The sequence below is a fragment of the Helicobacter sp. 16-1353 genome (assembly GCF_003288815.1).
Lineage (GTDB): Bacteria > Campylobacterota > Campylobacteria > Campylobacterales > Helicobacteraceae > NHYM01.
Genome location: NZ_NHYM01000006.1, coordinates 42,625 through 63,191, shown reverse-complemented (window position 1 = coordinate 63,191; position 20,567 = coordinate 42,625). Strand labels below are relative to the sequence as shown.

The 20,567-nt window shown below is 32.1% G+C and carries 23 protein-coding genes and 1 tRNA gene; 5 read left to right on the top strand and 19 right to left on the bottom strand.

Features of this window, described 5'->3' with window-relative positions; genetic code table 11:
- Positions 1-180: 180 nt before the first annotated feature.
- Complete coding sequence (hypD, locus tag CCY99_RS04995) at positions 181-1,287, top strand: hydrogenase formation protein HypD (RefSeq protein WP_258443496.1); 1,107 nt, start codon at positions 181-183, stop codon at positions 1,285-1,287.
- A 21-nt stretch (positions 1,288-1,308) separates the two neighbouring features.
- Entirely contained in the window at positions 1,309-1,866 is a 558-nt protein-coding gene (locus tag CCY99_RS04990) for an isochorismatase family protein (RefSeq protein ID WP_112060313.1), read from the top strand.
- 51 nt (positions 1,867-1,917) lie between these two features.
- Here CCY99_RS04990 and msrA read toward each other — a convergent pair whose 3' ends face one another.
- The 8 genes from msrA to napA are packed head-to-tail and all read right to left on the bottom strand — an operon-like array spanning position 1,918 to position 9,154.
- Positions 1,918-2,397 carry a peptide-methionine (S)-S-oxide reductase MsrA gene (gene msrA, locus CCY99_RS04985; RefSeq protein ID WP_112060312.1) on the bottom strand — a complete coding sequence of 160 codons (480 nt, stop codon included), beginning with the start codon at positions 2,395-2,397 and terminating at the stop codon, positions 1,918-1,920.
- 49 nt (positions 2,398-2,446) lie between these two features.
- Entirely contained in the window at positions 2,447-2,806 is a 360-nt protein-coding gene (locus CCY99_RS04980) for a chaperone NapD (protein WP_112060311.1), read from the bottom strand.
- Entirely contained in the window at positions 2,803-3,753 is a 951-nt protein-coding gene (locus CCY99_RS04975; RefSeq protein ID WP_112060310.1) for a hypothetical protein, read from the bottom strand. The genes CCY99_RS04980 and CCY99_RS04975 overlap by 4 nt, the downstream gene beginning before the upstream one ends.
- Before the next feature lie 15 nt (positions 3,754-3,768).
- Positions 3,769-4,215, bottom strand: a complete 447-nt coding sequence (locus CCY99_RS04970; protein ID WP_112060309.1) for a 4Fe-4S binding protein — start codon at positions 4,213-4,215, stop codon at positions 3,769-3,771.
- A 32-nt stretch (positions 4,216-4,247) separates the two neighbouring features.
- Positions 4,248-4,775 carry a nitrate reductase cytochrome c-type subunit gene (locus tag CCY99_RS04965; protein ID WP_112060308.1) on the bottom strand — a complete coding sequence of 176 codons (528 nt, stop codon included), beginning with the start codon at positions 4,773-4,775 and terminating at the stop codon, positions 4,248-4,250.
- A complete protein-coding gene (gene napH / locus CCY99_RS04960) occupies positions 4,772-5,581 on the bottom strand; it encodes a quinol dehydrogenase ferredoxin subunit NapH (protein ID WP_112060307.1) in 810 nt (269 codons plus the stop codon). Before napH ends, CCY99_RS04965 begins: the two co-directional genes overlap by 4 nt.
- The gene (gene napG / locus CCY99_RS04955) at positions 5,581-6,381 is read right to left on the bottom strand and encodes a ferredoxin-type protein NapG (protein ID WP_112060306.1); all 801 of its coding nucleotides are present in this window, start codon (positions 6,379-6,381) and stop codon (positions 5,581-5,583) included. The genes napH and napG overlap by 1 nt, the downstream gene beginning before the upstream one ends.
- A 10-nt stretch (positions 6,382-6,391) precedes the next feature.
- Positions 6,392-9,154 carry a nitrate reductase catalytic subunit NapA gene (gene napA, locus CCY99_RS04950; protein WP_112060305.1) on the bottom strand — a complete coding sequence of 921 codons (2,763 nt, stop codon included), beginning with the start codon at positions 9,152-9,154 and terminating at the stop codon, positions 6,392-6,394.
- Between the two features lie 200 nt (positions 9,155-9,354).
- Here napA and gmd point away from each other — a divergent pair, with 200 nt between their 5' ends.
- The 3 genes from gmd (at position 9,355) to CCY99_RS04940 (ending at position 11,413) form a co-directional block, all read left to right on the top strand.
- Positions 9,355-10,464: a GDP-mannose 4,6-dehydratase gene (gene gmd, locus CCY99_RS04945; protein WP_112060304.1), complete on the top strand. Its 1,110-nt coding sequence runs from the start codon at positions 9,355-9,357 to the stop codon at positions 10,462-10,464.
- A 62-nt stretch (positions 10,465-10,526) separates the two neighbouring features.
- Positions 10,527-10,682, top strand: a complete 156-nt coding sequence (locus CCY99_RS09555) for a hypothetical protein (RefSeq protein ID WP_181646848.1) — start codon at positions 10,527-10,529, stop codon at positions 10,680-10,682.
- Between the two features lie 29 nt (positions 10,683-10,711).
- Positions 10,712-11,413: a Crp/Fnr family transcriptional regulator gene (locus tag CCY99_RS04940; RefSeq protein WP_112060303.1), complete on the top strand. Its 702-nt coding sequence runs from the start codon at positions 10,712-10,714 to the stop codon at positions 11,411-11,413.
- Positions 11,414-11,919: 506 nt separating this feature from the next.
- On the opposite strand, the gene ggt is transcribed toward CCY99_RS04940, so the two are convergent.
- The 11 genes from ggt to CCY99_RS09900 all read right to left on the bottom strand — a co-directional run bounded on the left by ggt (position 11,920) and on the right by CCY99_RS09900 (position 20,552).
- Positions 11,920-13,587, bottom strand: coding sequence for a gamma-glutamyltransferase (gene ggt, locus CCY99_RS04935; protein ID WP_112060302.1), 1,668 nt, complete (start codon positions 13,585-13,587; stop codon positions 11,920-11,922).
- A gap of 276 nt (positions 13,588-13,863) precedes the next feature.
- Positions 13,864-14,448, bottom strand: coding sequence for a GTP cyclohydrolase II (gene ribA, locus CCY99_RS04930; RefSeq protein WP_112060301.1), 585 nt, complete (start codon positions 14,446-14,448; stop codon positions 13,864-13,866).
- A gap of 60 nt (positions 14,449-14,508) precedes the next feature.
- Positions 14,509-14,592 (bottom strand) — tRNA-Leu (locus tag CCY99_RS04925).
- A gap of 51 nt (positions 14,593-14,643) precedes the next feature.
- Positions 14,644-14,901 (bottom strand): DUF493 domain-containing protein, encoded by a 258-nt coding sequence (locus CCY99_RS04920; RefSeq protein ID WP_112060300.1) that lies wholly within the window; start codon positions 14,899-14,901, stop codon positions 14,644-14,646.
- A complete protein-coding gene (locus CCY99_RS04915; RefSeq protein ID WP_112060299.1) occupies positions 14,888-15,274 on the bottom strand; it encodes a YbgC/FadM family acyl-CoA thioesterase in 387 nt (128 codons plus the stop codon). Before CCY99_RS04915 ends, CCY99_RS04920 begins: the two co-directional genes overlap by 14 nt.
- A gap of 27 nt (positions 15,275-15,301) precedes the next feature.
- Positions 15,302-16,837: a Na+/H+ antiporter NhaC family protein gene (locus CCY99_RS04910; protein WP_258443487.1), complete on the bottom strand. Its 1,536-nt coding sequence runs from the start codon at positions 16,835-16,837 to the stop codon at positions 15,302-15,304.
- Positions 16,838-16,894: 57 nt separating this feature from the next.
- A complete protein-coding gene (gene ubiE / locus CCY99_RS04905; protein ID WP_112060298.1) occupies positions 16,895-17,626 on the bottom strand; it encodes a bifunctional demethylmenaquinone methyltransferase/2-methoxy-6-polyprenyl-1,4-benzoquinol methylase UbiE in 732 nt (243 codons plus the stop codon).
- Positions 17,619-18,998, bottom strand: coding sequence for an argininosuccinate lyase (argH, locus tag CCY99_RS04900; RefSeq protein ID WP_112060297.1), 1,380 nt, complete (start codon positions 18,996-18,998; stop codon positions 17,619-17,621). The genes ubiE and argH overlap by 8 nt, the downstream gene beginning before the upstream one ends.
- A gap of 16 nt (positions 18,999-19,014) precedes the next feature.
- On the bottom strand, positions 19,015-19,446 hold the full coding sequence (gene hemJ / locus CCY99_RS04895) for a protoporphyrinogen oxidase HemJ (protein ID WP_112060296.1): 432 nt from the start codon (positions 19,444-19,446) through the stop codon (positions 19,015-19,017).
- A gap of 9 nt (positions 19,447-19,455) precedes the next feature.
- The gene (locus tag CCY99_RS04890; RefSeq protein WP_112060295.1) at positions 19,456-20,022 is read right to left on the bottom strand and encodes a YigZ family protein; all 567 of its coding nucleotides are present in this window, start codon (positions 20,020-20,022) and stop codon (positions 19,456-19,458) included.
- Positions 20,023-20,027: 5 nt separating this feature from the next.
- Complete coding sequence (locus tag CCY99_RS09900; RefSeq protein ID WP_258443483.1) at positions 20,028-20,552, bottom strand: c-type cytochrome; 525 nt, start codon at positions 20,550-20,552, stop codon at positions 20,028-20,030.
- Between the last annotated feature and the right edge of the window lie 15 nt (positions 20,553-20,567).

Here is a 20,567-nt window from a genome sequence, read left to right as displayed (position 1 = left end):
TTGTTGAAATTAAAAATAGCAAAATTTTATAATATCATATTGTTTTTGTCAAATATTGCAAATATTGTTATTGTAACATTGATTCTTATTTATAACTTTATTGCTAATTTTTATAAAACTTTTTAAAAAAATATCATCTATAATAAGCAAATATTTTGATTAATGATTTTAAGGGTAAATATGGATTTATTGATTGATTCTTTTAGGGATAAAGATAAGATTCTAGGAATCTTAAAAAACATACAATTGGAAGCAAAAAAGCTTAATTCCAAAGTGAATATTATGGAGGTTTGTGGCGGTCATACTCATAGTATTATGAAATATGGTTTAAATAAGATTCTGCCAGAAAATATTGATTTTATACACGGACCGGGTTGCCCTGTATGTGTAATGCCAAAAAATAGAATCAATCAAGCATATAAAATAGCCCAGCAAAAAGATACAATCCTGCTAACTTTAGGCGATATGATTAGGATTCCCGGAAGCAATGGAAGTCTGCAAAAAGCACGAAGTGAAGGTTGTGATGTAAGATTTGTATATTCTCCATTAGAATCCTTAAAGATAGCAAAAGAAAATAAAAATAAAAAGATTGTATTTTTTGCAATAGGGTTTGAAACTACGACGCCAATGACTGCTGCATTAATAGATAAAACATTAGAGCAGGGCGTAGATAATCTTTTTTTTCATATTAATCACCTCTTAGTTCCTCCGCCGTTGAGGGTTATTTTGCATTCTAAACCTTGTAATATTAATGCCCTAATAGCACCATCTCATGTAAGTGTCATTACGGGAGCAAAAATCTATCTACCGCTTTTAACATATAATATTCCAATTGTGGTTGGTGGATTTGAGCCATTTGATATTATGGATTCTGTATTTAGAATAATAAAGCAAATAAATGCAAATCAAGCAAAACTTGACATACAATACAATAGAGTTGTTACAATGGAGGGGAATCTTAGAGCACAGGAATTGATTAATAAGTATTTTGTTACGAGAGAGGATTTTGAGTGGAGAGGTTTGGGAAATATTAAAGATTCCACTTTAAGATTAAGAGATGAATATAGTAGAATAGATGCTGAGGTAATATTTGATAATATCTTACCTAAAGAGCACATTAGTGATAATAAACTTTGTATTTGTGGTGATATATTGCGAGGGATTGCAAAGCCAACTGATTGCAAGGTATTTAGCAAGGTTTGCACACCGCAGAATCCCATTGGTAGCTGTATGGTGAGCAATGAGGGAGCTTGTGCGGCATACTACAAATACAAAGATGTTATTTAAACTTAAATTAAGGAGATTAAAATGTTTAATATGGATAGAAAAAAATCGCTTTTATTGGTAATTGACATTCAAGATAGATTGGCTCAGGGTATGCAAAAAGAGGAATTTGCTGTTTTTCTAGCTAAGAATAAGATTCTAATTAATGGTTGTAATATATTGGGTTTGCCAATTTTGCAATCCTTACAATATAAAAAAGGTTTGGGCGAGAGTGTAGAGGGATTATTTGGAGAAAATATTAAGAAAATAGATTTTGAAAAAAGAGTTTTTAGCTGTTGCTATGAAAATAGTGAATTATTGGACTTTTTAGCCAAAAATCCACATATAAGGCAAGTAATTATATCTGGAATGGAAGCCCATGTTTGTGTATTACAAACTGCTAGAGATTTAAAACAAGCTGGGTTTGATGTAATCGTGCCACAAGATTGCGTTATCTCAAGGGATATATCTAATAAGCAAAATGCATTAAATTTGATGTGTAATCTTAATGTAAATGTAGCAAATATGGAAAGTATATTATTTGATTTACTTAAAACTTCTACTGCAGAAGAGTTTAAGACGATTTCTAATATAGTTAAATAATTTTAGAGTAGAGTGGCTCTATATGTGGAATCTTATTTTATCAATAGTATTTTAAATAAATTTACTTAAATCAATATGGCAATATCCACTTGGATTTTTTCTTAAATATTGTTGGTGATAAGATTCTGCTTTATAATAATTTTCTAATCTGCTAACTTCTGTAACAATTTGTTTTGTGTAATTTGGGGCTATTTTGATAATAAAATCTTTAATAATTTGTTCATCATTGGGATTTACAAAATAGATTCCACTGCGATATTGTGTGCCTATATCATTGCCTTGTTTGTTTATCGTTGTTGGGTCAATAATACTAAAAAATTCGCCTAGAATCTGCTCTAATGTAATAATATTAGCATCATAAACCAATCTAACGCATTCTGTAGCTCCTGTTTGTCCGGAACAAACCATCTCATAGCTTGGATTAGGTATTTTGCTATTAGCATAACCTACATCTGTTTCTTTAATGCCTTTTATATATCCAAAATAAGCCTCGATTCCCCAAAAGCACCCACCAGCTAGATAAATTTCCATAGAATTTTCCTTTAATAAAATATTTGCTTATAAAATATCTATAAAGATTCTACATTCTTTTCTTTTTATTATTCATCATATAATTAACACTTCCGGTATATTTTACTTGCTCTATTGGGATACTATCATCATTTAAAATATGTGTAAATTCATCATTCATATTTTTTATTTCCTCTTTTAGCTCATCTTCAAAATATGTATAATGCATTGAAGCGGCAATAACCCCATCTGTTGCTTCTATTTTCTTAAATATCTCTATTTCTTCATTAGTGCTTGGTGCTTCTATAGTTACAATAATAGTAGAATCTTGACTTAAAGCCACTTCTACGCCATCAATTTTTGAGAGATTATCTGCACATTTCTCTCTATTTTTTACTAATGTTTTAATGATTATGCTTGAAATATTCATTTTTTATCTCCTATTTTCCAAAATAAAATACTCTTACTATCAAATCCACTAATTATATTTTCATTATCAATAAATATTATCGTGTTTGGCAGAGCATTTCCGCCTTTTAAAATATCAATTCTACTTAAAGTTGTTGTATTAAAAATCAAAATATCATTATTTTCGTTTAAGCTAACAGCTCCAAGTGTGGAATCTTTTGAGATTCCAACAGCATAGGATAAAAAATCTGTTTCTAATCGCTTAAAATTGCCACTTACCTTATCATAGATTCCACAAGTTTTATCTCTACCAGCACTTAAAATAATATTTTTAGCACTTGCTAACATATAAACATTATCAAAATTTGCACCCTCTAAACTTTTAATGATATTGCCATTTTCTAAATCAATCAAATATATAATGCCACCTTCAGTCGTAGAAATGGCAGTATTTTCATCAAAAATCAAATCCGAAAAAACAGCTTCACTTGGTTGTATATGCCAAATCATCTTTTTTTGACTTAAGCTATAAAGAGATATTTCATTACTTAAAGAACCAAATAATATTTTATCGCTATCAATAAAATATGCTTTACTTATCATTGATGTTTGATTATTTGGTTTGACTTCATACATTTTTTTATTATTATAGATAGATATTTTTGAGCCACTATTATTGTCTTGGCTAACTATTAATATATTTTTACCATCTAATGTATGTGTATGAAAAACTTTTGGCAATAATTTATTACCAAAATAATCATTTATACTATCTAATTTTATACTTCCTATTTTTTTATTTGTATTGGTATTGTAGATTTCCACCTCGCCTTTATCGGTTGACACATATAATGTATTTTTATATAAATCTAGAGAAGTTATAAAATTGTTTGTAGTGATTTTTTTATATGGCTGATTCGCAGATAGTATCAAACTAAACAATAAAAGATAAAAAAATATTTTCTTCATTAGCACACCTTAATCTTAAGATTTTAATATGATTGCATCAACGGGGCAAACGCTCTTACACATTCCACATTTAGTGCAAGATTCTCCAACTTCAGGATATAAGCTACCTATAAATTTTATACTTTTATTATCGCATACATCAAGACAATAAGAACATAGTGTTTTTTGCCATGCTAGACATTTAGATTGATTGATTTGAATAGTAGCAACGATTTTATCGCCTAAAGTCAAATCAAGCAAACCAAATGAATTTTCCATACAAGCAATGGCACATTTTTTACAAAAACTACAACCACTTTCTTTAAAATCTAAATAGATTCCATTACTATCTTTTTTGATAATATTTTCTTCACAAACTCCAATACAAGGAGAATCTAAACATTTATTGCAGGATTCTAATATCTTAGAATCACTGCAATATGGAGGTAATACATTGCTATATTTTTTAAATATATGTCTCAATATTTATCCACCTACAATCACAATATAATCTCTCAATTTACACCCTCATCAAGAATATCTAAAAGATTAGATTTTCTCTTATCAGATTCGTTTCTAAAATCTGGTTTAAAAGTATTGCCAACTATAGGTGCTATATTTGCCTGTGGAGAATGGCATAATGTGCAATTATACCTACTATCTGCAATGCCATCTATTTTTTTATCATTAAATGTGTCATAGGTATGAGATGCTGGAACGGATATTATATTTATCGCAGCAGCATTTTCTGGTGCATGGCAACTAATACACGCGTTAAAATCTTTTGTAATATCCATCATACCTGTAACATCGTGTGAAATCATCGGTGGTGCATTCTCAAATGACCTATCCACCACTTTTCCCTCACCTGCTGGAGTTGAGATATAAGCAAAATCTTTCAACCTCACATCTTCGCTAGTTAGCGGAGTATTCCTAAGCCCAATATCATCTTCATCTAAAGCAATATTGCTTTGTGTATCACCCGCACAACCAATAAATAATACAACACAAACCATTGCTAAAGCTAATTTTATATATTTCATTTCTTTCTCCCTATTTTAAAATCAAAAATTCCATATTTTAGTGCGTCATCATCGCATACTTCTATGCATCTAGCACATTTCATACAATCAATTTTGTTGATTGTTCCGCTTCTATTACCAATTAAATCTAAAACTTGTGGCTCTGGGCAAACTACGATACATTTCATACATTTAGTGCATTTATCTTTATCGTGTTTTACTCTAAGTAAGCTATATTTCCCAATTAGTGAATAAGTCGCTCCAAGCGGACAAATATAGCCACAGAAACCATTTTTTATAAAAAATAAATCAAATAAAAATACCGCTAAAACACCAAAGATTCCAGCTCCCATTCCAAAGATAATGCCTCGATGAAGCATAGAAATTGGGCTTATCAAATCAAATGCTGGAATAGCAAACATAAAACTTAATAATAAAGATAGAGCCAAAACACCATATTTTATTCTTCTAGTGATATTTAGCTTTTTTTGCATCATATCAATTTTTAGGATTCTCCTTAAGAAATTCGCCAAATCTGTTACCATATTCATAGGACACACAAAGGCACAATATCCGCGCCCCATAATAATCCCATAGATTAGCAAAACTATAATCAATCCCAAAACTGCCTCGAATCCTACGATTCCACCAGATATAAAAATCTGTGCGATAGATAAAGGGTCGCTCATAGGGATAATCCAAAATACTTTTGATGAGTTTAGATTCCCTTGGAAAAACTCATATGTAAAGTAGCTACACACCGCAAATGCTACTAGGATTCCTATTTGAATAATTCGTCTTAGAATTAAAAATCTATATTTTTTCATTAAAATTCCTCACTATTCAAATAATCCATAACCCCGTCATTGCTTTTTGAAGCTTTTGGAATCTTAGATTCTCTCGTATCTAGCTCCTCTAATCGCTTTTCATCTTCCTTATCCCAACCTTTTATATAGTTTGTCCCAACACTACCTAAAACTCTATCTCTAGGTAATATAATAATGGCTGGTTTTTCCGTGATACACGCTCTCTCACATAATCCACAGCCCGTGCAGACATCGCTATCAACTACTGGCAAAAGAAAAGAGTGCTTATTAGTCCTATCGTTTTGCTTGTATTCTAGCTTGATTGCCTCATCAAGCAAAGGACAGGCTCTATAACAAGCATCACATTGAATCCCCCAATATGCGACACAAGATTTTTGGTCTACTATCGCAACGCCCATTTGTGCTTTTCGTATATCCATCATAGATTTTCCATTCTCTATAATCGATATAGATTCCTCATCAAGGGCTTTTGTAGGACATACAGGCACACAAGGGACATCTACACACATATAACAAGGAATCTCCCTAGGTATAAAAAACGGCGTCCCAGTTGGGACATCATCTTGTGGCTGTGCTAGTTTAAGCGTATTAAACGGGCAGAAAGTTACACATCTACCACATTTAATACATAGCTTTAAAAATTCACTCTCATTCCTTGCTCCCGGCGGTCGAAGTGAGAATGTAGAAGCTTTCGCTTTACTTACATATGCACCCCAAATCAACCCACTAAAAGCAAAGATTCCAGCTCCTTGCACAGCTTTCAAAATTACATTTCGCCTATCTTTATTTACATTCTGCATTACGCCCTACTTAAGCCTTATAGATTTTTACTGCACATTTTTTGAAATCTGTTTCTTTTGATAAAGGACAGGTTGCATCTAAGCAGACCTTATTGATTAATACATTTTCATCAAACCAAGGCACATAAATCAATCCCTTAGGCGGTCGATTTCGCCCTCTAGTATCAATTTTTGCTTTTACTTTTGACCTTCTGCTTTCAATCCAAATAGTATCACCTTGCTTTAGATTATTTGCAGCTGCATCTTCATTATGCATATAGCACAATGCCTCCGGCACGGCTCTATAAAGCTCTGGCACTCTCATAGTCATTGTTCCACTATGCCAATGCTCCAAAACCCTACCTGTGCATAGCCACAATGGATAGTTAGAATCTGGCATTTCTGCTGGGTCCATATAAGGTCTTAGGAATATCTTTGCTTTATTATTAATATTTACCTTTTTATCGCCCGGCTTTGCTAGATTCCCACTTGGGATAGATTTGCCTTTATTTCCATAGAATGCAAACTCTTTGCCCTCATTATTCTTAGCATATGAATCATATCTAGCATTAAATCTCCATTGGGTTTCTTTGCCATCAACAACAGGCCATCTAAGCCCTCGAATCTTATGATATGTATCAAAATCCGCTAAATCATGAGCATGTCCTAAGCCAAATTGTCTATATTCTTCCCATAGATATTTTTGAATGAAGAATCCATATCCTTTGAATGCCATTCCATCGCTTCCAACGACATTTCTACTATCGCCTAAAACTTCGGTATTATCAACGCCTCTTAGCATAGCGTCATTTGTAGTAAATTTCTTTGCGTCATTATTTGCATATAGTAGCTCAAAAAGTGTGGTATTGTCATTATATCCCATTGCTCTAGCTGCTGCTAAAACAGGTTTTAATGCCAATCCCGGATATTCCTTATCCCAAACTTCTTTAAGCGTGAATCTTTTTGAAAATTCCATCATCTGCCAAGTATCGCTCATCGCACTTCCTTGCGGTAGAACCTGCTGTTTCCAATGCTGGGTTCGTCGCTCGGCATTCCCATAAGCGCCCCATTTTTCATAAATCATCGCTGTTGGCAAAATCAAATCCGCTACTTTTGCGGAGACTCCCGGATAGCATTCGCTAACTACGATGAAGTTATCCAAATCCCTAGCCGCATTTATCCAATGCTCGGCATTTGCGGAGTTATGCCAAGGGTTATTTACATGCACCCAAATCCACTTAATCTTAGAATCTTCCAAATCACGCATAATTTTCATATAATGCGCTCCAACCTTGCCATTTAGTGTGCCGGGTGGTAATTTCCATAGCTTTTCTGTCATTTCTCTATGTTTTGCATTTCCTACAACCATATCCGCTGGAAGTCTATGTGAAAATGTCCCAACCTCTCTAGCTGTTCCACAAGCTGATGGCTGTCCAGTTAGGGAGAATGCACCATTTCCGGGTAGAGCTTGTTTTCCAAGTAGTAAATGCACCATATAACTTTGCTCATTTACCCAAGTTCCCCTTTGATGTTGGTTCATTCCCATCGTCCAAAAGCTTACAATCTTGCGATTTTTATCAATATAATAATCTGCCAAAGTTTTTAATTTAGTTTTAAAAGATTCTAGGCTCTCACTATCATCACCCTTTGCTAATTTTGCAACAAAATCAAGTGTATATGGAGCTAAACCTTTTTTGAAATCCTCAAAGCTTATTTCCCAGTGATTTCCGCCATTATTTGCGTTATCATTTTTCATAACACTTCCGGCTTTTATCCCTAAATATTGCAATGTAGTGCCCTCATTATCACTAACGACCTTTGATACTTCTTTTGCAACAGTATCTTTTTCGCTTGGTTTGAATTTCGGGTGATTTGGGTTATTCCTCATACCATAGCCGATATTTACAAATCCCGTTGTAAATATACAATGGTCTTTAACGAATTTTGTATTTACCGCATTTCTATTGATTATCTCTCTTGCAATATAATTCCAAATAGCCAAATCTGTATGCGGTTTAAAAACAATCTCAATATCCGCTAAATCTGAGGTTCTATTAGTGTAAGTGCTTAGATTTATAATCTTAACATTTGGATTTGAAAGCTTTCGGTTACTCACACGACTCCAAAGAACTGGGTGCATTTCTGCCATATTCGCTCCCCAAGTAACAATCGTATCAGTTAACTCTATATCATCATAGCAACCAGCTGGCTCATCAATACCAAAAGTCTCCATAAACGCAACAACCGCACTCGCCATACAATGTCTTGCATTTGGGTCAATATTATTACTTCTAAAGCCACCTTTGATAAGCTTAACAGCAGCATAGCCCTCTTGGATTGTATATTGTCCTGAGCCAAATACTCCAATTCCAGTTGGACCTAATTCATTATAAGTTTTTTTGAATTGTTTTTCCATCTCATCAAAAGCTCTTTTCCAGCTAACAGGCTTGAATTTACCTTTTTTATCAAACTCACCTTTATCGTTTAATCGCAGTAAAGGCTCTGTTATTCTATCGTTTCCATACATTATCTTTGCACAAAAATATCCTTTTATGCAATTCAAACCTCTATTCACTGGTGCTTCTGGGTCTCCTTTAACAGCAACTATTTGTTTATTTTTAGTTGCTACCATAATTCCGCAGCCAGTTCCACAGAATCTACACACAGCTTTATCCCATTTCCAACCACCTTCAACATTTTGTTGTTGTGCACTTAAGACACTTGGTATTGAAATTCCAGCAGTAGCTGCCGCAGAAGCAACAGCTGCACTTTTTAAAAAGTCTCTTCGTAACATAATTCCTCCCACATAATTTTGTGTATTTTCAAAGCATAGCTTTAAAACGAAAAAAATAGTAACTCAAAAGTAACGGGATAGGTTTGCCTTATGTCAAGGAACATTATATACTTTTTTATATAAAGAATATTTTTCTACTTATCAAATTAATTTATATTATAATTCTTTGGTAATTTTTATGACTTAAATTAAGGATTAATATGAAAAAAGCACTTATTACAGGTGTTACAGGACAAGATGGAGCATATTTATCAGAATATTTGTTAAATAAAGGCTATGAGGTGCATGGAATTAAGCGACGAAGCTCTTTATTTAATACCGATAGAATAGACCATTTATATAAGGATTTGCATGAAAATGATGTTAGATTTCGTCTTCATTATGGGGATTTAGTAGATTCTACAAATCTAATTCGAATAGTCCAAGAAGTCCAACCCGATGAGATTTATAATCTAGCTGCAATGAGTCATGTGCAAGTGAGCTTTGAAACACCGGAATACACTGCAAATGCCGATGGATTAGGCACTTTGCGATTGCTAGAGGCAATTAGGATTCTAGGGCTTACTAAATCCACAAAGATTTATCAAGCCTCCACAAGTGAGCTTTATGGATTAGTGCAAGAAGTCCCACAAAGCGAGAAAACCCCATTTTACCCACGAAGCCCATATGCGGTAGCGAAATTATATGCTTATTGGATAAGTGTAAATTATAGAGAGGCTTATGGCATTTTTGCAAGTAATGGAATCTTATTTAATCACGAAAGCCCGATAAGAGGAGAGACTTTCGTTACACGGAAAATAACTCGCTCTGTATGTAAAATTGCATTAGGGTTGCAAAATAAACTTTATTTAGGGAATCTCAGTGCAAAAAGAGATTGGGGACACGCAAAAGATTATGTGGAAGCGATGTATTTGATTTTACAACAGGATAAACCAGATGATTTTGTGATTGCCACAGGGGTTACAACTTCTGTGCGTGAATTTGTAGAACTTGCGTTTAAAAAACTTGGTATTGAGATAGAATGGAAGGGCAGTGGAGTAGAGGAGAGGGGTTATGTTTCAAAATGTAACGGTGAATATAAACTTAAAGAAGGTAGTGAAATCGTAAGCGTTGACCCTAGATATTTTCGCCCAACGGAGGTTGATTTGTTGATTGGAGATTCTACAAAAGCAAAAGAGATTCTAAAGTGGAAACCAAAATATGACCTTAATAGCTTGATTGATGATATGGTTAAATCTGATTTAAAATTAGTCGAAAAAGATAAATATCTAAATAGTGGTGGATATAATATTATGCGTTACTTTGAATAAATTTATCTGTATAATGAAAAGCTTTATTTTGTAGAGTTTGTAATGGAGGATAAAAAGCGTTTATGATATTAGAATTTATTAAAAATGGGACTTCGAAATTTTTTATGGAGGGCGATTTGGTAACATCATTAGAAAATACAAAGAGAATTCAAAGTTGGGGGGGGGTGGAGTGTAATATTAATTTACAAGCCCCAAACTACGGGACAACGCGTATATAAATTAATATTAAATATAAAGGAAAATTATTATGTATAAAATTAGGCATTGTCCTTTAAGTTGCTCTGTTGATTTAAAGTTGGTTTTAGAAAATATGGACGATTTTAAAAATATTAAACCAGCAACTTTTGAAGAAATAATAAATATCTCACATATTAAAGAATATCAAAAAGATTCTATTCTTTATTATGAGAATGATATTGTGGATAATGTCCATTATCTATTTCACGGATTAGTTAAAGTTTATAAAATCAATAAATTTGATAATGAAGTGATAGTTAATCTACTTCATAATTATTGTGCCAATGAAAGTAATCCGCCACTTATTGATTACCATACTTTTTTAAGCAATAATTCTTTTTTCAATATTCTTTGCTTAGAAAACTGCAAAATACTAAGTATCAATGTAGAATCCTTTAAGGAAATCATAAAAAGCGACCCCGCATTATCCCTTAATATGCTAAATAGGGCAAATAAAATCATTGAGGAACAAGAATATATAATCAATATTAATATGATTTATGATACAAAAAGTAAATTAGCCTCACTTTTGAATAAAAACTATGATGTTTTTAATATGCTAAGTAAAAAAGTCGTATCTCAAATGCTAAATATTTCTCAAGAAACACTATCAAGAAGTATAAAAAAATTAAAAGATGAAAATATAATTGGATTCGATAATAATAAAAAAATTATTATTGTAGATGAGCAAAAACTGCGTTCCATTTTATAAATATAAAAGAATTAAACTTTTTTGGAATCTTAATTTTGGCAATTTAAAAAACTTTAAAATTTTCTTAAGCATCTTTGTATATTTAAGATTCTATTAAGATTTAAGTTTATTTTAATATTTGGTATTTATTTATATATTTTAGTATTGAAAACTGCAATTTTCAAACTTTTATTAAGAGATTACATTTATAATCACTAAATCTAGCAAAATCCATAATCATTTTATCAATATGTGGAAAATTTAGCCATAACTTCTATCATTTTTTCTATTTACGCAAAATTAATAAAGTATTAAAACTAAGTTGTATCTGCGTTTGGAAGATTCCAAATATCCAAATAATAGCAAAAATACCTAATATTAGAATCCGTTCTATTTTCTTTAACAAATAGCTTTAAATTAACATTTCTTAAAAAAGCTCATAAACCACTCTACCCCAATCTTTTTTAAATCAAATAGATTTATGCCCTACTCTATTTAGATTTATAGCTACAAATTAGAGTTTATCTTTAAAACTCTTTTCTTGGGTCCATAGAGCCATAAAAAATATTATCATCTATAAGTATTGCATTTACATCGCCCATTACAGGTTTTGTAACGATTGTATATCCTAATTTTTCTAGATTATCCATAACATCTTTAGGCATACCAAACTCTTCAATTCTTATCTCATCTGGCAACCATTGCATATGAAACCTAGGAGCACTCACTGCTTGAGAAATATCCATTTTATGGTCTATTACATTGCTTATGACTTGTAAAACTGTAGTGATTATCCTAGCACCTCCCGGGCTTCCAACTACCATAAATAATTTTCCATCTTTTAATATTATCGTAGGCGACATTGAGCTAAGTGGTCGTTTATTTGCTTCTATGGCATTTGCTTCACCACCAATTAATCCATATATATTTGGCACGCCGGGTTTGATTGAAAAATCATCCATTTCATTATTTAGCAAGAATCCTGCTCCATCTATAGCAGCTGCACTTCCATAAGAAGCGTTTATTGTATAGGTTAAAGAAACTGCATTTCCCCATTTATCGGCTATGGAATAATGCGTTGTATTATCGCTTTCTTTGATATTTAATCCCGGTCGAATATCACTGCTAGAAGTCGCCTTATTTGGATTAATCTTATTATAAATCTTTTTTGCATAGGATTTATCTATTAGTTTTTGTGTAGGCACTTTTACAAAATCAGGGTCTCCTAAATATTGACTTCTATCTGCATAGGCTTGTCGCATTGCCTCGCTCATTAGTGCAACACTCTTAGATGAGCCAAATCCAAGTTCTCCTATATTAGCATTTTCTATAATATTTAGAATCTCTATGATATGTATACCACCGGAACTAGGTGCTCCCATAGATACTATCTCATATCCGCGATAATTTCCAATAACAGGCTTTCTCCAAATAGGCTTATAATTTTTCAAATCCTCTTTTGTGATTATTCCGCCATTTTTTTGCATATCTTTGACAATTAAATCAGCGATTCTACCCTCATAAAATGCTTTTTTACCCTCTTTTTGTATGGCTTTTAATGTTTTTGCTAAATCTTTTTGGACTAGAATCTCTCCTTCTTTATAAGTGCTTCCATCTTTCTTTAAAAAATATTTTTTTGATGAATTAAATTTAACAAATTCATCTTTTACCTCAAGCATAGTTTGAGCCTGTCTATTCGTCAAAGCAAAGCCATTTTCAGCTAAATCTATAGCAGGTTGTATTAAATAAGATAATTCCTTAGTGCCATATTTTTCTAGCATTTCGCTCATTCCTGCTACAGTTCCGGGAACCCCAGCTGCAAGATAACCAATCACACTAGAATCTTTTATAACCTCTCCATTTTCATCTAAATACATATCTCTAGTCGCCTTTAGTGGGGCTTTTTCTCGAAAATCTAAAGTTATATTTTCTCCATTTGCAAGATGAATAACAGCAAACCCACCGCCACCAATATTTCCTGCTGCTGGATGAACTACTGCTAATGCATATCCTACTGCCACAGCTGCATCGATAGCATTTCCACCATTCTCTAAGACGCTCTGCCCTACTTCATTTGCCAATATATTGCTAGAGATTGCCAAACCATCTTTCGATTTTATTGGCGGATAACTAGCTCCAAAAGATACGCCTAAAGAAAAAATTAGTATTGTGATTATTTTAATGATTGATTTCAATATTTATCTCCATTTAATTTTAGTTTCTTTATATGACTAAAATAAACATTTTATGTAGCTTAAATTACCTATAAATTATATAAGGCTGTGTAAATTTTAAGCACATAGAATTTATTAATAATGGAATCTAAAAAGTAAAATAGATGTCTACTTGGGTGATTAAATAATTTGTTAAAAAATATTCTTTATGTCGCTTGATTTTAAGATTAGGCTACTTGTATTTTTTAAAATAAAATCTTAAAAGTTATTAGCTAAAAATAATAATCTAAGATTTAATTATAAAATATGTCCTAATTTTGTCTTTTTAATCTGTAGATAATGTTTATTATATTCATTTGGGGTAGCTAGGATGCTATCTCGCTCTACATTGACAAATCTTGAAATCTCCTCCACTTTACGCGGATTATTGGTAAGTAATCGTATTTTTTCAATATTAAAATATTTCAAAATCTTACCAACTATCGTATAATCCCTATTATCGCTTTTAAATCCTAATGCTTCATTTGCTTCTACTGTATCATAGCCTTTATCTTGCAAATTATATGCATTGATTTTATTAAAAAGCCCGATTCCACGACCTTCTTGCCGCAAATAAATAATCATTCCACCTTCTTTTGAGATTCTTTTCATTGCTATTTGTAGCTCATCACCACAATCACATTTCATACTACTAAAAACATCGCCCGTTAGACATTCCGAATGCACACGCACAAGCGGAATTGCTCCAAGTTCTTTTGTCATAACAACCAAATGTTCAACATCACAGCTACAGCCGTCATTTTTGGCAACAGATTCTCTAAATGATTGAATGATGAAATTGCCAAATTTTGTCGGCAGATTTGCTTGATTTGATATATCCATAAAAATTCCTATAATGATTAAATTAAAAATGTTGATTTGAAAGATTATCTAAAAATAATGTGGTGCGGGAAAGAGGACTTGAACCTCCACACCTTGCGGCGCCAGATCCTAAGTCTGGTGCGTCTACCATTCCGCCATTCCCGCAATAAAGTAGAATGCAAATTCTACATTTTTTATTTTTAAAATAATATAAAATCAAACCACAAATTTTACATCTTCTATTTTTGTTAGAATCTTAAAAATATCATCTCTTTCTTTTTGACTTATAACTTGAATTGTAAAAGTAAAGCTTGCATATCTTCCATTTTTGCTCTCTTTGGAGGGATTGAGAGTATAATCCAACATTTCAAATTTTTCTTTTATTGCAAATTCAAGGGTTTCTTTATTGTTTGTGATGATTAGATATTCCCATAAAGTTGGATATTCTATCTTAGAATCTTTAACATTTTGCATTGTATTTCTCCAAAATATAGCGAATTTTGTCTGGAATCCTTACTATTTTTTTCGTTTTTATATCTATACAGGCAAGTTTTACATCTGCGCTAAATATAATCTTATCCCTTAAATAAATATCTTGTTTAAATATAACACTACTTTTTCCAAGTTTTGTAATGCTATTTTTCACGATGAGTAAATCACCCAATCTAGCGGAATCCAAAAAATCAGCCGTAATATGCCTAACCACAAGCCCAATAGAATCTGTATTTGGCATAGAATCCTTGCTAAAAAACAATTCGCTTCTCGCACGTTCACAATATTTCAAATAATTCGTATGATATACAATCCCGCCACAATCAGTATCTTCATAATAAACCCTAATCTGCATTGAAACTCCTTTATTTATATTGGAATCTTAATTGAAATTAAGCGGTTTGCTTAGATATTGTTTATATAGATAAAAAATCCCAAAAATACCTATTATCCCAACAATATATCCAGCAATGATGTTATTAAAGATTCCAGAAAATATAAAGCTAATAAGCGAGATAATAGCAACAGTTAAAACATATGGCAATTGTGTAATAAAGTGGCTTTGCACAGAGCAACCCGCACCTGTGGCAGATAATATCGTAGTATCCGAAATCGGGGAGCTATGGTCGCCAAAAACTGCTCCAGAAAGGATTGCAGAGATTCCCAACATTGCATTACCACCACTAGCCTCAATAATACCAACACCAATAGGTATCATAATCGCAAATGTCCCCCAACTCGTGCCTGTAGCAAAAGCTATAAATGATGATATTAGAAATAATACAGCAGGGATAAATGAAACAACATTATTGGATAATAATTCCCTACTTACATTTGCTAGATAAATACCTGTTTGCATATCATCGCGAATAACAGGACCAATCGCCCAAGCTAAGATTAAAATCACAATTGCCGGAAGCATACTAAGAAAACCTTTTCTTAGAATCTCATAAGAATACGAAAGTCTAAGATGTTTCATTGAGATAATAATACTCACAAAAATAGTAATTAATCCTCCAGCAAATAGCGAAAATGAAGTATTTGTATTTGCTAAAATATCTATCAAACTATGATTTTCACTAGCAGTATATCCAGTCCAAAAAAACATAAAAAATATAGAAATCATTAATGTCAATATTGGGATAATAAGCAACCAAATAGAACTTTCTTTATCATCAAAATGTCTTTTTTGTAATAAATCCTTAACCTCTATATTTACATTTTTTTGCATTGCAGGAAGATTCACCTGCCACAATATAGTAAGAAATACAGCCAATAACGCAAACCAAGCGTAATAATTACTCCAAATGCTTTCTATTAATACAAGTAATCCATCACCAAAATCCTTTGGGATATTTGTATCCATAACGCCGATTATATACGCACCCCAGCTACTTATCGGCATTATAATACAAATCGGTGCAGAAGTGGAATCTATCACATAAGCCAATCGCTCTCTGCTGGATTTATTAGCATCATTTAGTGATTTGCTTATTTGTCCAACTGTTAGGGCATTAAAATAATCATCAACGAAAATTATAATCCCAGCGATAAATGCGATAAACTCCGAGCCTTTGGCACTTTTTACTCTTTTGTGTGCCCAATTTACAAATGAATTTATAGCACCGGAATATAATATGATTTGCGTTAAGATTCCAAGTAAAATCAAGAATCCAAATATATAAACGCTACTAAAACTAATAATAAGCTTGTCGTTTTCATCGAATGTGTAGAATACAGATGAGATATTTTTATAAACATAAACGGGAATATTTATTATGTCGTTATAAAACATCATAATCCCGCCAAGTAGGATTCCAACCAATAAAGAAAGTGCCACTCTACGCGTAACAAAAACCATAACGATAACAACAATAGGAACGAGTAAAGAAAGTATAGAATTTGAATAATCCATCATAATAAATCCATTAATCTTAATAAAAAAGATTCTACATCTAAGATAGTTAAAAATATATTATAGATTGGCATTTGGAATCTTTTGTGCGATAATAAGACTACATAAATTAGCAATATACCGCTTTTTAACACTAATATTAAATCCTAGATTTTTAAGCTTAGATTCCAATTCTTCTAGTGTTAAGAAGTCATTTACAGAATTTGGAAGATATTTATATGCTTTATAGTTTTTAGATATTAAACCGCCAAGCAACGGCAGAATCTTTCTTGTATAAAATGATGCAATAATATCAATAATATTTTGTTTGTCTTTTTTTGTAAATTCTAAAATGACTAATACCCCGCCATTTTTCAATACTCTTGTAAATTCATTTAATGCCATATCCATATCAACGACATTTCTTAATCCATATGCAATAGAAAGTAAATCGATACTTTTACTTGGTATGTCTAATTTCTTTGCTTCTCCTTTAATTAGCATTATGTCTTTTGGGAGCTTTTCTTTAGCGATATTGAGCATATTTATTGATGGGTCAATACCTGTAATATTTGCATTATTTGTATATCTAAGCCAATTTAAAATCATATCTCCCGTGCCACAGGCTACATCTACTATTTGCAAATTAGATTCTGCTTTATGTTGTAATAATTTAATAGCTTTACTACAAGCTTCTTTTCGCCATCTTGTATCAACACCTAAGCTTAAGATTCTATTTGCAATATCATAATTTTTAGCAATATCATCAAACATACTAACGATATTATCTTGCTTGTTTGAATCGTTACTCATTTATCCACTTTAATAAATATTCAATTTGCGTTTTAACCTGACTTTGTGATGTTCCACCAAATGAATTGCGAGAATTTAGAGAATGGGATAAATCTAAAACCTCTTTTGCATCAATTGTTATTCTATTATCTTGATTTTGAAGTTCTTCTATGCTTAATTCGCTTATATCGCAATTTTTACTTTCCGCAAATGCCACGATTTTACCTACTATATGATGAGATTCTCTAAAACTAATACCTTTTTTCTGCACTAAAAAATCAGCCAAATCAGTAGCAGTAATATGCCCCATTCTAGCTTTTTGTAGCATCATATCTTTATTTATAGAAATCTCTTTTAGCATTTCGTTTAAAACCCTTAGACATAATAAAATATTCTCAACACTATCAAAAATAGCCTCTTTATCTTCTTGCATATCTTTATTATAGGCTAAAGGTAATGCTTTTAGAGTTGTCAAAAGGGATATAAGATTCCCATAGATTCTGCCTGTTTTTCCGCGTAAAAGCTCGGCTACATCTGGATTTTTCTTATTTGGCATAATAGAACTTCCAGTGGAAAATGAATCACTAATAGTTATAAATCTAAATTCAAAGCTACTCCATAAAATAAGCTCTTCAGCAAATCGTGAAGTATGCATAGCAATCATCGCAATTCCATATAGCAAATCTAATGCAAAATCCCTATCGCTAACGCCATCGGTAGCATTTTGACAAGGGGCATTAAATCCTAATTGTTTAGCACTAAAATCCCTATCAATATTATAAGGAGTCCCAGCAAATGCAGCAGAACCAAGCGGAGAATAATTATTGCGTTTATAATCATCTACAAGTCGCTCAAAATCCCTTTTATACATAAAACAATAAGCCAATAAATGGAAAGCGAAGCTTACAGGCTGTGCGTGTTGGAGGTGCGTCATTCCGGGCATAATTGTATCTGTGTGATTCCTAGCAATTTCTACTAAAGTAGTAATTAATTTCTTTAATAAATCTTGTATATCTTTGTTTTTATTCCTACAATAAAGCCTTAAATCAAGTGCGACTTGGTCATTTCTACTTCGTGCAGTATGGAGCTTTTTAGCAGTGTCGCCTATAAGTTGTGTTAGCCTTTTTTCAACTGCCATATGAATATCTTCATCTTGAATCTTAAAGTCAAAATCGCCATCTTCAATCTCTTGATATGCTCTATTTAATCCGCTTATTATGTTATTTTTCTCTTCTTGGGTTAAAACACCAATTTTATAAAGCATTTCAGCGTGAATCTTAGAGCCTAAAATATCTTCTTTATATAATTTTTTATCAAAATTAATAGAAGCATTAAACTCTTCCAATAATCTAGAAGAATCTTGTTTAAATCTACCACCCCAAAGTTTGTCCATTAGATAATACCAAAAATTAGAATTTTAATATTGCGGAGAACGCAATCACAAATAAAATAATAGTAGGAATCTCATTGTAAAATCGATAGAATTTACCAGATTTTATATAAATATCATTTTTTAATTGCTTCAATCGCCTACCACAATCCAAGTGATAAATAATCAAAAATACCGCAAATAGGAGTTTTACATGCATCCAACCGCCTGTTTTAAACATTCCGGGATTTAGGATTATCATAATAAGTCCAGTTATTATTGTAACTAAGATTGCTGGAGTGCCGATAAAATAATATAATTTATCCTCTTGAATCTTTACAACCTTAACAAAATCCTTATTCTCTTTATTTTCAGTATGATAAACAAAAAGTCGTGGCAAATAAAACAAAACAGCCATCCAAGCAACAAAAGCAATTACATGAAGGGCTTTAATATACAAATAATATTCCATTTAGTTCCTTTATTTTTGTAGATTCAATGCACTTATAAATTTGTCAATCTTAGTAGCATTAGTTTCAATGTGAATTATTGCAAAATTTTGCGTAAAATCAAAATGTATAACATCAATTTCTAGCTTTTTAGATAAATATTTTGCCATTTCTATTTTATGCAATGGTAATTCTAAGGTATAAGTTGTGATTTGCTCGAATTTTAATAATGTGGAATGTTTAATAACATTTAATGAAGCATTTGTATAAGCCCTAACCAAACCACCAACGCCAAGCAATTTCCCACCAAAATACCGCACCACGATAATCCCGCAATCAACTAGCTCATTCCCACGCATCACATTTAGCACAGGCACGCCGGAGCTTCCCTTCGGCTCGCCGTCATCGCTGGAATGCTCTATGATTTGGGAGTATTCGTTATAGATTCTAGTGGCACGAACGAAATGGGCGGCTTTTTTATGCTCTTTTTGTAAATAAATAAGATGTGAATGATAATCTTTTATAGGTAGTAAATATGCTAAGAATGTGGATTTTTCCTTAGTATATTTAGCCTCAAAAATCTCATTTACTATAAACATAGGTATTATTTATTTAGATTTGATATATATTCTCCCAAAGCTTCCATATCATCATTGCTAAGATTCGCTGTTTGTAGATACATAATCGCTGCAGTCCCGCCTTTATCAAGCGTTCTGGCTTTGTATCCTTTGAGACTTTCTATAATTTCATTCTTAGATAAATCGTAAATTAATACATCTCCAACACTGCCCGGAGCTATTTTATCACCTTTTACCCCATGACAAGCTATACACTTTTTATACAAATCACTAGCATTACTTGTAATAGTTGTTGCAAGTTGTGATGGTGAAGTTGCTTGATTGTCTTCTGTTGGTGTTATATCCTGCATTACATCTAAAGTAGATTTTTCTACGATATTATTGGAATCCTCTATATTAGATTCTATAGTAGCGTTATTTTGAGATTCTATTATAGTAGTAGATTCACTGGTATTTATATCTTGCGAATTTTCATCTTTTTTTTCGCCACAAGCAACTAAAACGACGCTAAATAACAATATAGAAATAAATAAACCAAATGTTTTTATCATTTTTTTCCTTTATCT